This is a genomic window from Elusimicrobiota bacterium (assembly GCA_028718185.1).
GTDB lineage: Bacteria > Elusimicrobiota > UBA8919 > UBA8919 > UBA8919 > JAQUMH01.
In genome coordinates, this window is the sequence record JAQUMH010000013.1 from 17,045 (window position 1) to 29,480 (window position 12,436).

Here is a 12,436-nt window from a genome sequence, read left to right on the forward strand (position 1 = left end):
ATTGGGCAAAGTGCCAATTTTTGAATTTAATGATTTTTGCATGGTTTCCCTAAATTTAATTAATTTTTTAATAAAAACAAAATATTTTAAAAATTATAATTTAAATGCTGTTTATGTCAAGTGCCAACCCACTATAACCAATAAATATTATTAAGTAACAGTCAAAAATGCCGAATAATTGGCAATATTATAGCAATTTCTAATACATATTATTAGATATGCTTAAATGGCAATCACCCATGTTGGATATGCTAGAAACTTAACATAAGATATCTTATGCGAACCATACAATAGGTGAAAAGAGGCAAGAATCAGGCAATTCTATTTGTTTTAAGGTCGAATGATATGTATAAAATAAGACGAAAGTTACTTAAAATATGACTAAAAATTGCTGAAATAATAGATATTTTCACGAGTGTAGGTGTCAAAAGAGGTCAGACAAAATAAATTATATCACAATGCAATTGAACCCGCCGATAGCAGGTAGCGAAGTATATTATAACAAAATCAATGATTGCCACGAGCCAATAAATTGACTTTTAAATGACAAATCGTGGGTTATGGACATAGATAAAAACAGGTATTCTACATTACTAATATTAATTAGGCTTGCCAATGGCAAGCAACTACAAATGGTAAAAGGCGATAAATGGTATTCTCCATGGTCGCAGCACAGAAAAACGAGTATTGTGTGATTTGGACGGGTTGTATGGAGGTTAAATTTAGGTTATACAGACCAATATTCTTCTGAAAAGTGTTTATCCGGATGATTAAGTGTTATGGAGGTGTGATATGGCCATCTTTCAATTTCAATCCCCTTTTGTTCGCTGACTACAACAAATTCAATTGTATCTCCAGCTTTTGTGCCAATTTCAGAAAAAGGAACTGAAAATTCAATAATTCCCTTCTTCCCTATTGCAAAATCTTTTAATTCTGATGTTCCGAAATGTACATAATTTTTTGAAGAGTTAATTTCAATAAATTTCGTTTCAGGTTTTATAAAAATAATTTTTAGTTTAATATCTTCAAGATATGGTTGATTGCAATCACATCTGAAATAAAGATTATTTTCATCAAATCCCCAATAAATTGCTTTAATATATGTGTTTGTCTGGTGCATTGCACCGCCAGCATTCCTGACATCGTAAAAACCGGCGTTATACCACTCAAAATAACTTGAGACAATACCGTCTATATTAGGTTTAATAAAGGCAACAGGATTGATAAAATTACCCGGTTTACCTTGTCTTTTTATTGATAGGTAAAGATTATCAGGCACGTTTTCGTTTAAAAGTTTATAAACATTTATAAGATGTGCCCTGAAAAGTTGGTCAAATTCAGTATCGTTCATTGATGAGTGATCATCTCCATACCACCAGTTCCAGTCGCTTCCTTCAGCAATATAAATTTCCTCCCACGCCTTTCTAACATTTTCCGGCGGTGCAGATTGTGTTTTGCTTGCTAAAAATCTTCTTGTCTGATTTAAGCAATCCCAAGCAAGATTATCTTCCGGGTGACCTATCCAGATTCCAAAATTACCGTTAATCCAGGAACTTGGAAAAATACCTTTTAATTCATCTTTTGGCGGATATTTTTCAAGGTAGTTAGAAACAGTCGTTGTTATAAGTCCATTTTTTTCCTCATCAGAAAGTCTTCTATAAAGAGCATTTAAAAAATCTATGCCGTCATTTGGATAATATTCCCAGCAGTTTTCGCCGTCAAGTATTATGCTTACAAGATGGTCTTCATTATCTTTAAGTGAGCTTTTTATCTTATAAAGCCGTTCTATAAAATTATTTGCTGCTGTTTCTGCATCAACCCTGTGATAAACAAACCCGATTAAATCAGAAAGTTCATGGTCCCTGAAAATTATATTTACAGAAGAATCATCAACTTTAATTCTGTATGGTTTATAAAGAACATCTTTCGAAAAGATTTTCATGTTCAATGTTTTGAAAAGTGTTTCTTCGTCGGTAGCTATCCAGTTTATATTATTTTTGGCGACCATTGGTACTATGTCGGAAGATACGGAACCTTCAGATGGCCACATACCTTTTGATTTTCTTTGGAATATTTTTTCATAAAGTGCTAAACCATTTTTTATTTGTATTTCAGCATCTTCCGGGTAATTGAATCTTGATTTAGGCAGAGTTACAAAAGGCATACCTACTTTTGCGATATTGGAATCAATTAAAAGAGGAAGAATAGGATGATAGTAAGGAGAAGTTATTACTTCTACTTGTCCTTTGTCCTGAAGTTCTTTGTGCTTTGGAAGAACTAATGATACTATTTTTGTCGTTTCATCCAGGAGGTGTTGTTTGTCTTCTTCCGAGAATTTCTTGCCTTTAATAAATAGTTTTTTAATTTTTTCGTTAGTTTCCCTGAAATAAGGGTCAACCCAGGAAAGATTGAACCATACAACTAAATCCAGCATATCTGCAACGCTGAATAACGGTTCTATTCTTTTCAAATAGTCATCCGATGCCAACCATCCCCGTCTTCTAAAAAGTTCGTTGTAAGCAGGGTATGGTTCTATCATCGTGTAAGGATTGACCATAAAAAAGTTTTTTAATATAAAAATCCGGTCTTCTCTTGAAAGTTCTTTTGCGGGTTTTCTCGAAATTTTCAGGAATTCATCAGTAGCACCATTTGAATAGTCTATAATTTGCTCCATAAGCGATGGGGTTAGATTGAATGTTTGCCTGATGTTAGGATATTTTTCAAGGATAGCAACCATATCAAAATAATCCTTCGTACAGTGAAGTCGTACCCACGGCAAAAGGTATTCACCGGTTTGCGGATTCTTATAATATGGTTGATGCTGATGCCAAAGGAAAACAATGTGAAGTGGTTTCATAATATCGCAGATTACACAGATTAACTAATCTGGTTTCTGAATTAGTATGTAATCTAATTTTTAATCTGTGTTAAGTATTGTTTAGATATATAGATTTTACTACCAATTCAATGTTATGTCAACAGTTTCATTTTTGTTCAAAATTAATTCGCTAAAAAATGACAATTGGACTTCTTTATCTTTTACTTTAGAAATAACCGGTATTTTTTTACCGGACACCATAACAGATGTGATAATTTTTGATGCATTCTTGGGTATTTCAAAGATTAATTTGTTTAAACGTAGTTTGCCATAGCTTAAATGTATCTGTTCAGTCTGACTATTATTAATATGCGTCTGTTTGAACATCCCCCACCCTTCAGCTGCTGTAAAAAAGGTGACGTGATTTTCAGGGTTTAAATTTGGTTTAAAACCAAGAATTCCTTTTGGACCTTCGTAAATGAATCCCTGTGATGCCAGAAGCAATGACCATGAGCTCATTGCACGGGCATAAAATTTTCCGCACTCTAACTCATTGAACGGATTACCGCCTGGTCCACTGTTTAATCCTGTCCGTATTCTACCGTCATACCTGTCACGTACAGACTTAACTATCTGTAAAGCATCATCAGTTAATCCTGCATATATCATCAGTCCCGCGGTTGCATATTCTATTCCTGTCCAGATATCATCAGCATAGAGTATGCAAGGTTCGGGACGATTACCTTTCGGCCATGTGCAATTCAATAAGCCGCTCTCTTCATCTACTACACGCTTGTGGCTCTGTATAAAACCTACAAAGTTCATACGGTAATTATACTTCATAATTGACTTCATTGCTTTCCTTACCCTGTCTAAAGGATATAATTGACCAAGATTTAACTGGTATGACCACCACTGTCCCAATAACTGGTCGGAAAGACAACCGGTATTATAGTTGCGTGCCGGTTCAACAGGGACCTGAATATAATATTCACCGTTCCAGAGCGACTCGTCCTGGTTTTTCATTCCCGATTCCCTTATTTTTTTATATTTTGACGCAGATACTGAATCATTTTCTATCTCCGCCATCTTTTCCGCAGCTGCTAACGCGGATAGATATTGCGAGCCGATAAATGTATTGGCACCTGATATCTTGCAATCATATGTATTATCCTGAAGTCCTTTTGGGACACCGTCTTCATCGTCATCTATCTTTGTTATCAACCAATTCATTGCCAGTTTACAGTTAGTCCAGATTTTGTCAAGAAAACTATTGTCAGGACTAGTTTGATATTCACGATAAGCAGCTACTATCGTAGCTGCCTGACCATCAATGAATGCTATATTTGTTGCATATTGCCGGTGAGACGTTTCTCCGGTGGGTTTTAACCATGTAATCAAATCTGATTCTCTCATATTGCGACCAATGGATGGAAACAATCGCGCATGGCTCTGTGCATAATTCCATACATGAGTACAATTCAAAGGACAACATCCGGCATCAGGGTCACATCCTTCATAACCTCCAAAGTAACCATCCTTTGACCAGAAACACGTCTGGGAACGCATTATTACTGATTGTGATGTAAATGCATCTATCATGAAATACGGCAGGTTTGATTCATAAATACTATCATGATATAATTGGGTTGTGTTACTTAAATAATCAAAATTTGCTGCCACATACTTTGCAACTTCTTTGGAATTATTAAACCAGTTACAATACATGTTGCTCTTGTGCCCAAAAGTATCATAGTCCGGGCAAGAACCGCGAGTCGGAAAATACCAGGATATTATAAACGTTACTGTTTTTTCTTCTTTTGGTTTGAGTTCAAAAGGAACAGAAATCGCACCATTGAATGTCTCTCCTAAATTACTAATTCCGGTATCGATAGGGCCACTAATGAACTTGCCATCATCAATTAAATCACCGGCAATTTTCTTATAATTCTTCCAATTTGTCAACGCTGACACTTTTTCTCCAATCACCGACAACGTCATATTACCGGCTTTTAATTGGCTCTCGTATGTTTTTTTCATTATTTCATCAATACTCATAATCCATCGCTGGGGTAGTCCGCCTGCTAAACATAGCACGATACGTCCTTTACCAAACGGTCCTTCTATGATTAACGGCGTCCCGTTTTTTGCACTAGCTAAAATTTTATAACCGGCATTTTTAATTTTATTACTTTTCAAACTCGTATATCCATTTATAATCCATTTTTCATCGTCACTGTTTTTAAGTATATCCGAGGTATCACTAATGACAATATCATTTGTGCTACCGGTTATTTGAATCGCTGATTCAAAAGATAAAGTAAAATTGTTTATTAAACTTTCTAAATCTTTATCAAAGTTTTTATTTGTGAAAGATATCTGGTCAACATTGATGTGCCCCCAACCGCCTTTTTCATTATCTATTATTTCTATTACTGCCTTCTTGCCCTTATATTGTCTGACATCCCAAAATGCTAACTCAAGTTTTTCAGCTTTTTTACCTGTTGAAGAGCAAACTACTTTTCCGTCAATTTTCATATTTATACATGTTGATTTCTTATAATTTCCCCCGCCAATATAAAATACGATATACTTGTGAGTAATTAGAAATTCCTTGGATGTTAATGTGCCTGTTGCAGCATCACCATTATTAAATGTATTTACAAGACCTTTACCAAAAAAACCTGTAACGTTCGACTGACCGTTTAATTTTCCTCCCGCAGGTTTATTACCAAAGCAATCTCCTTTCACTTTCCAGCCCGGATAAGAACCTTTTTCAAAATCTTCAAATATAATATTTGATTCATCAGGATTTTTTAGTTCTTTCCGTGTCTCAGTTATAAAATGGAAAAAACCCGGTTTTACATCTGTTGCAAGTAAAACACCGCCGCCATCTGCAACTTGTGATAAGGTCTTGACTGTTTTTTGGTCCAAGGTTTCGCTTAGTCCGTTAATGACAATAGCATCAAGTTTTGTCATATATAATAACGGTTTTTTATCATCCTGTTCATAAATTATACGGTTACATCCATAATCAGGATATCCTACGTAATTTTGAAGAAATGATGCAAGTGAAACTTCGCAGTTGTTCTTAGAAGTGTTTTTTGCAGTTATCTGAAATATTGCACATGGAATAGCTGAGTTCTTTGCATCCAGCGGTATCATTGGATTGTATGCTTTAATATGAACTTTGACAGGTAAAGCAGATGCTTCAAAATCTATATCAGCAATAGGATATTCACCACGATATGACAGGCTATCCAGTACTTTAAAACCAGACATTTCTTTTAACAACTTTGTCTGTAATGCGTAAAGTTGTGCTTTGCCATTCTTTGGTTTAATGCGTATGGCAAAGAAACTGTCAGGAAGGTTAAATTCATTGATATTATTAAATATTTGCCAAGATGACAATCTGGCTTCTCCGTTAAGCCAAATAGAACCGGTACCGATACCTCCTATTGGCATGGCAACCGCGGATAAGTTTTCTCCTTTATAAATCCTTGGTTCGCCTTTATCTAAAATCGCACCGAAACATTTAAGATAAATAAAAATGCAAAAAATAAAAAATAATATAAATTTCTTCATAAATTTGAATTATTTAAATAATCAGGTAACTTGTTGATATTATATGTTTTGTACTTTGATGTTTATTTTCGAGTACAACTTAAGAATCTAAGAACACTAAACAATGGAGATTTTTTTTCATGACTATATGCACAAAGCGAAATAGATGGGCTTATAATAGTTTTACAAAACAAAAGAACTACCTCGTTAGTTCGTAGTTCTTAAGTAATGAAAGTAATAATTATTTTTATAAATAATATCTTATTCCGACGGAAGACAACCATCCGGAAGATGTTCCAAACTGGTTATTATCGTTTATGTTTTTATAAATCAATCCAAGCTCGGTACCAAAACCAAGGTTGTCAAGTCCGCTTAGAAAAAATTCTACTCCAAATCCCCCGCCTGCCATAAAAGAAGTATCACTAGCATATCCTAAATCATAGTTTTCAATACCGATAATTCCAAACCCATAAAGATTAAGATTTTGTTCTGCTTTCAAAACAGTTAAGAATTTACCGCCGATATTAAAAATTGTGTTATCACCGAGTGAAAATCCAAGTAACGCTTCTATCGCTACTTTTTTTGTTGTCCAATACCTGATTGAAAGAGAATCCACTCCCAAATTAGATAGTTGACTGTTAAAACCAATACCTGTGCGTTTTGAAGGAACATCTGCTGTTAATGTTCTTTTAGGTGATTCTTTTATTACTGTTTTCCTTAGTGGTTCTATGGCACTACTAAAATCAATTATCCCAAGCCCCAAGAACCCTGCTATTCCGATAATCAACACTAACTTCTTCATTCTACCCTCCTTTATTACCATGCACCCGCCACAAAGCGCTGGCAGGTGAGCCTGTCCAAAGATTTAGTGTCAGGCTCAAAATTTAGCTGAAACTGACCAGCCGATTTTATTAGCAAATATTTTTGTTGTTTCGCCTTCTGGTTTTAAGATTTTTAATGGTGAAAATCTGCCATAAATTAGTTTAAAAAAACAGTTTTCGGTATATTTGTATTTTAATGACATATCCAATTCTTCCCCAACTTGACGGTCGGTAAACACCAATCCGGCTGGTGAGTCAATAGAAAAGAGAATGTAATAATCAAAATTCAAGTTCAGATAATTATAAGGTTCAAAACCAATACCCAGTAATGTGGTGTGAACTCCTTGATATATGGCAGATGGTATTCCACCGTAAAAATCGCTTAAAGATGCACCAAAATATTCCCCATATCCGGCACGTTCAAGCCCGTCGGTTTTATGACCATATGTCGGCATAAAACCAAGATTTTTTTCGTTTCCTGTTCCTACAGCATATTCAAAGTTTACCGATGTTTTACCAAGTTTTCTTAATTTTGTGTATGCTGTTACACCTAATAAATATGAAATACCCGAGTAATCGCCTCCTGATTTAATAAGTTCTAAACGATAATCCACACCTTGCTTAAACGTTCCATCAGCACGAATTGATATAAAGTTTTTTTTAAACGGACTCGATGATTCTTCAATAAAATAGTATGCTCTAAAATTATAGGTATTGTCGTAAACCCAATTAGCACCTGCTGCATAAAGTTGTTCATCTTTTTCGCTTGTGATTTGTGTTACTGAAAGTTCCTTCCTTTTTATTAGAAAAGCATCAATATCAACATTAAAAGGTAAAAAACATTTCGCGCGGGCAGCATCAAATCCGAGTCCGTCATCATCTACAATTACACCCTGTCCTATTTTTATTGGTTGCCTTCCCAAAATTAAATCAACAGGTAAATTATTTACATTCGAAAATTTAATAAATACATTTTCAACTTGAGGTGAATAGTTTATAAATGTAACAGATGATTTTACTGTTGTGTATTCTTTCCCGGGTTCTTTTCCGAATACTCCCCTGCTTAAAAGTTTAAAACTGACAGTAACGTTCTTTTTTAAGTCACCTTCAACATATAATCGGCTCTTTTCATAAAGATAAGAATTTTTTTCAGATGATGTTTTGGTGTAGTTGGGGTTAGTATAACTAGTTCCCCCCGTTTCAACTTCTGAACCAATTTGAAGAGAAGCGGACAATGAACAACAGATGGTTGGTAACAAAAAAGGCAGGACTAAAAATAACTTCCTTACTTTGATTTTATACAAATTCATTATAGCCATTGCAGAATTATATAAAAAAAATTATATTTTTGCAATACTAATGTTGCTTCATGTTGGTTTATGGTATTATCCACGCCTTCGGCGGGATAGCTTTCTCGTCCGTTGCGGTAGCTACGGACTCCGAGAGCTAAAACTTCACATTAAAAGAAATTCTATTACTGTTGTCTAAATCAGAATTAGACAGAAAAGCGTAATCTAACTGATATACTTTCCAGCCAACACCAAACCCGGCTGTTATCCTGCTTTCATACGACTCAAAACCTGCTCTCGGTGCAAATGACCATTTATCGTTTATATTCCATACATACTCAGCACCGGCATTTACCGATGACATTGAACCATTTAGCAATGTTCTTAAATCTAATGCTACTTTCAGGTTCTTAAAATATGCTTCTTTTACTGCAAATCCTAAATCCAGCATGTTGCCAATAGAAACTGAATCATCTACATATTTTAAACTGCCGCCAAGATTCGTTACCGTAAGTCCCATATCCATCTTTTCCCATAACGGACATACACGCTGTAATCCTATGTCAAATCCAAATCCTGTCGCTTTTTCTGTATCAAGTTTAGAACTGATATATTTTGCAGTTAGTCCGCCTTTTATATCATATTTTAAATCGCGACCATAGCTAACTCCCAATGCCATATCGCCTACATCTCCTTTTGAATCAGCTAACTCAGTATCTCCGGCCCGTTTCTCAAATGTTGTCATCAAATATGTTATGCTTATTCCAAGAGCACCTTTGCCTTCAGCAAGCGGGTGAACATATGCAGCATATTCATGATTAACATCCATATACCACATTGTGTGAGCTAACAATACCTGCTTTTCAGTTACTTTGCTTAATCCGGCAGGGTTCCAGTATAATGAATACACATCATTAGCAAGCGCTGAAAATGCCTCGCCCATACCGGTTGCTCTCGCACCGGCCCCTAATCTTAAAAACTCGCCACTTGTTGTCCCCGCGTTGTCTCCAATACTTGTTGCATAAAGACCGTTTACAGAAACTACTGCAACCAATACCAACAATCCAACCTTTCTTAAAAATTCTTTTCTCATCTTGTCCCCCCGTTTAACGACAAAGGATGCAGAGCATCCGCCACTGAACCTTCGGCGGACAAGAGGCTCTGCAACTACAAAAATAATTAAAAATCTATCTTATAATTACTATTTTATGTTTTGCTTTTGTGCCGTCGGCATCAGCTAATAAGAAATATACTCCCGGAGCACATAGCTCACCTTTTTTATTTCTGCCATCCCAAGTAAATGCATATGAATAACCGCCTGTTATATTATCAAAAGTACTGTCAGCTACAATATCGCCGGAAAGAGTATAAATTTTAATATCCAGTTTTCTTGTTGTATTTGACATATTTAATCTTACTGTAGTATGACCGTCTTTATTGGGGTTGAACGGATTTGGATAATTATATACCTTTAATGTGCTGCCTGTGTAAATATTTGTTGTGCTTGACGCCGTTGAAAAAGTAAGGTCATAAAGCCCGCTGCCGCTTGTAGCTAACACAGAACCTTTAAATATCCATGTTACTGCAGTAGGAAGCAATGCAATTTTTTTTAACGATGTTGCACCTAAATCATCATTCATGAAAACATATCCTTCTGCGTTCCCTCCGTAAATAAGTCCACTGACTACAAATACCAATTGACTATTGAATATTTGTGGGGGATTAGCGCTAGAAGTAGATGTGCTTCCATTTAAATTAAGAGTATCATTATTGTTTGTTACATCATCACTCCAAGTAGCATAAAGATCTTTCCATGTCGCACCGGCATCCGTGGAAACAGCTGAATGGCTTTTAACATCTGCAGTGCCGTTGCCAGGTAGTTGATATCCAACAACGATATTGTTTGAGTTATCCGGGTCTATAGAAATAAGTGATATTCTATCACCTATGAACCCTATGTTAGTCCAATTTGCACCCCCATCCGTGGTTTTGTAAAGACCGTCTCCATGGCTTACAAACCCTCCTCCACTAGAAGCTTGGTCGCAACATCCTGCGTAAATTATATTCGAGTCCGATGGGTCAATTGCAAGCGCAAAAATGCCGTGGGTTTTAGGAAGCGCAGTGAATTTATTCCACGTCAATCCTGCATCTTCACTTTTCCATAAATAATCATCTGTAGTAACAACGGCAGAAGAGTTTGCGATACCTATAAACATTATATTCGGGTTTGAAGAACTAATAATTAAATTTGTCAGAAAATTTATAGATGAATTATAACCTTTGCTTGTAAAATCCACAAGAGGAGTATTTCCAAAATTATCTGCTCCATTATCGTTAGTATAATAAATCTTTAATGATGCAGTTAAATATACTTTGGTAGCACTATTAGGAGCAAATGATACATATTGACACATATCAGCTGTTGCTCCTTTTTGAGGATAAACCCTTGCCCATGTATCGCCGTTATTTGCAGAATAATACACGCTGTTGCCTGCCACAGCATAAATTCTATGTGTTAAGCTGTCTTTTATCCCATAATTCAATTGAGGTGTACAAATGCCGCTTTGCTGTGTAAATTCACCAGCTGTTGTTATACCGGCTACTGTGCTTGTCGTATAACAAAATCCCGTACCTGTTTCAGCTACTCCCCAGTGGCTGCCGTCAGAATGTCTTGAATCAACAACTATATCTTCAACCATTCCGGTAATTCTTTCATGTCCTAATGCATTTGGAAGCGTTATTTCTTTCCATGAATTTGCAGGAAACCCATCGGCAGAATCAGTACTTCTGTAAACTATTGCCGAAGGCTGGTTCCCGCTGTTCACATATGCAAGAATATTTGGTATTGTTCCGCTGGAATACAATATGCCAACCGTACGGTGACCGTTTGCTACTGCCCCAGGTATTGAAGAAACAAATACTCCCCAATTTTCACCGCTTGCACTATTATAAATTTCGCCTTTACTAGTCATTAACCATATTTTACTATTTACACTATCCCATGTCATTTTATAAGCAGGCACTGTAAATGCTGTAGCCTGAGTAAACGATGTTTCGCTACTATCACTATAATAAATTTTCCCTGTGGTAGGAGTTGCAGCATTATCGCGGTTAAAACCAAGATATTCATCTATAACACTTACCACTATATGTCCTGCATTTGCACCTGACGGTATCTGTATGACATCAGTTATGGTCTCAGCATTTGAAAGCGTTAATCCTGTTGCCGACCAGTTAATACCACCATCAACGGATTTATAAAGTGTTGCTGCTGAAGGACCATCTGGGGGCAAAAAGGATTCAACCGAAGCATAAAATACATTTGAATCATATAATGATGATGCCACCATGTTTGCTCTTTTGTTCGTTCCATTCCCGTCAGCACCTAAACTTATACATGTCCATGTATCTCCACCGTCGGTGCTTCTCCATAATGGTGACCATCCCGAATCAGTAACTATTACAAGATTTGCATTGTTTGGACTAACCGCTACAGAATTGGTACAGTGTCTTCCAAAAACGCTTCCGCCATTTGCAGTCAATACTGCAGCTGTCGGTTCAACCGATGGTTTCCTTACCCACGTCTGACCGCCGTCTACGCTCTTAAATAACCCATAACTTACCGCATAAAAAGTTCCGTGTGCAGAAGGTGCTTCCACAACTCTTCTTACCCACCCACCGGGAATACCTTTTGGGACATAATCAGTTGCAGAAAAAATAATTGACGGAACAACAAGTAAAATCGCAAAAAACAAAAACACTTTTTTCATATGCCCTCCAACGTAAACCAGTCAAAAACACATATATACATTATAAAGAAATTTATTAAAAAAATCAAGTAAAGTTTAACGAAATTATTACTATTTAAGTATTAAGGCTAAGGTTCGCAACTACAAAAACACCTGAGATTGCTTCACGGAGTTTACACTGAATGTAGCGAATGT

6 protein-coding genes are annotated in these 12,436 nt (G+C 36.0%); all 6 read right to left on the minus strand.

The features are described from left to right. Positions 1-727: 727 nt before the first annotated feature. The 6 genes from PHE88_11150 to PHE88_11175 all read right to left on the minus strand — a co-directional run bounded on the left by PHE88_11150 (position 728) and on the right by PHE88_11175 (position 12,262). Positions 728-2,857, minus strand: a complete 2,130-nt coding sequence (locus PHE88_11150; GenBank protein ID MDD5688372.1) for a glycoside hydrolase family 57 protein — start codon at positions 2,855-2,857, stop codon at positions 728-730. 99 nt (positions 2,858-2,956) lie between these two features. Beyond that, positions 2,957-6,403 carry a GH116 family glycosyl hydrolase gene (locus tag PHE88_11155; GenBank protein ID MDD5688373.1) on the minus strand — a complete coding sequence of 1,149 codons (3,447 nt, stop codon included), beginning with the start codon at positions 6,401-6,403 and terminating at the stop codon, positions 2,957-2,959. 226 nt (positions 6,404-6,629) lie between these two features. Next, positions 6,630-7,184: a hypothetical protein gene (locus tag PHE88_11160; GenBank protein ID MDD5688374.1), complete on the minus strand. Its 555-nt coding sequence runs from the start codon at positions 7,182-7,184 to the stop codon at positions 6,630-6,632. Positions 7,185-7,259: 75 nt separating this feature from the next. Further along, positions 7,260-8,513, minus strand: a complete 1,254-nt coding sequence (locus PHE88_11165; GenBank protein ID MDD5688375.1) for a hypothetical protein — start codon at positions 8,511-8,513, stop codon at positions 7,260-7,262. 136 nt (positions 8,514-8,649) lie between these two features. Then, on the minus strand, positions 8,650-9,585 hold the full coding sequence (locus PHE88_11170; protein MDD5688376.1) for a PorV/PorQ family protein: 936 nt from the start codon (positions 9,583-9,585) through the stop codon (positions 8,650-8,652). Between the two features lie 94 nt (positions 9,586-9,679). After that, on the minus strand, positions 9,680-12,262 hold the full coding sequence (locus PHE88_11175) for a T9SS type A sorting domain-containing protein (protein MDD5688377.1): 2,583 nt from the start codon (positions 12,260-12,262) through the stop codon (positions 9,680-9,682). Positions 12,263-12,436: the final 174 nt, after the last annotated feature.